General features: G+C 38.0%; 1 protein-coding gene and 1 pseudogene. One reads left to right on the forward strand and one right to left on the reverse strand.

Going from position 1 to position 1,624, the window contains the following annotated elements:
* Window positions 1-84 (reverse strand): annotated as a pseudogene (locus HP456_RS23730) (type A chloramphenicol O-acetyltransferase); the annotation flags it as partial.
* A gap of 313 nt (window positions 85-397) precedes the next feature.
* Between HP456_RS23730 and HP456_RS23735 the strand changes: the two are divergent.
* A complete protein-coding gene (locus tag HP456_RS23735) occupies window positions 398-1,333 on the forward strand; it encodes an iron-hydroxamate ABC transporter substrate-binding protein (RefSeq protein WP_172255611.1) in 936 nt (311 codons plus the stop codon).
* Window positions 1,334-1,624 lie beyond the last annotated feature (291 nt).

Below are 1,624 nucleotides of genomic sequence, written 5' to 3' on the forward strand. Positions count from 1 at the left end.
ACTGAATGTTGTTTGTTGATTTAAAAAGTGTTCAAAGTATTCTTTTCGATACCAAGTGTCACGATTAATTTTGATGAATTTCATATTTAACGCCTCCTAATTAACTTATCATTGTCTTAGGAGGCTTCTTTCACTGCATTTTTCATACCAACATCCTTCTTTAAAAAAATGTAAAGAGACATTTTATTAAGCCTGCACGATACATCCTCATGCATAACAATAACTTCAACAAAAAAGGCACGAACCCTTTTTATTAAACCCCTATATTGAAAAAAACCCGAAATGATCCTAACTTTATCCCATTACTAATTTTTATTGACAAAGATAATCATCCTTAGTATATTTAAAGTGACAATGAGAATGATTATCAATATTAATTAGAAAGAAGGAACACACATTGAAAAAAATACTTATCCCATTCTTGCTCATGGCTCTGTTCATTCTTAATGCCTGCGGAAACACCGAGACGGCAAAGACTGAAAAAGGGAACGCAAATGACAATAAGAATTCAGCACCAGAAACAATTACATATCAATCAGAAAACGGCCCAGTTGAGGTACCTGCAAACCCTACTCGTATTGTTGCCCTTTCTAACGCGCCTAACGTGCTTGCCCTCGACGGTAAAATTGTCGGTGTCGATCAATGGACAAACACGAATCCCCTGTTTGAAGAGAAATTAGAGGGAATTGAAGTCGTATCTGATGAAAATATCGAGAAAATAGTTGAGCTGGAGCCCGACCTGATCATAGCAGGTTCCCAATCGAAGAATATTGATAAGATGAGTGAAATCGCTCCTACTGTCGCCTACACGTGGGGGAAATTAGATTTCTTGGAACAGCAAATCGAAATCGGCAAGCTCCTGAATAAAGAAAAGGAAGCAAGAAATTGGGTCGATGATTTCACAACACGTGCTGAAGAAGCAGGAAAAGAGATCAAAGAAAAAATCGGCGAAGATGCCACTGTATCTGTCTTTGAATATGATACGAAGTCAGCTTATGTATTTGGGAATAACTGGGCAAGAGGCACAGAATTATTATATCAGACTATGAAACTTGAAATGCCGGAAAAAGTAAAAGAAAACGCTTTAGGCCCAGGCTATTATGCATTAAGTACTGAAGTCCTGCCAGAGTTTGCAGGGGACTACATCGTCCTCAGTAAAAACCAGGAAGGCGACGGTTCATTCTTGGAAACACAGACGTGGAAGAACATCCCTGCGGTTAAAAACAATAGAGTCATAGAATTAGATACAAAAGCGATTTCTTATAGTGATCCTATTACGCTTGAATATCTCCTGGATATTTTCAAGAAAGCCTTCCTTGAAGAACTGAATTGACCGTAAAAAAAGGGACAGGGACAAAACGAATAAACCACGACATAAAGACGAACAATTTCAGTGTATGTTCTTAATACCGCTAATGATTTCCGTGCAACCGCTGGAAAGAGCTAAAATCTAAATGTACATTAAACAAAATAAAAACCCGAACTAATTTGCCTGTAAGAAGGCAAATTAGTTCGGGTTTTACTTAGACTAAAACACTTTTGTCCCACCCTCTTTTCCAGGATTCCCCACGCCTTTACTCTTTTCCGGATGAGATGAAAGTCGAACCCCTCATGATTTACGTTA

The sequence above is a fragment of the Bacillus haikouensis genome (genome assembly GCF_013179555.1).
Taxonomy (GTDB): Bacteria; Bacillota; Bacilli; order Bacillales; family Bacillaceae_B; genus Rossellomorea; species Rossellomorea haikouensis_A.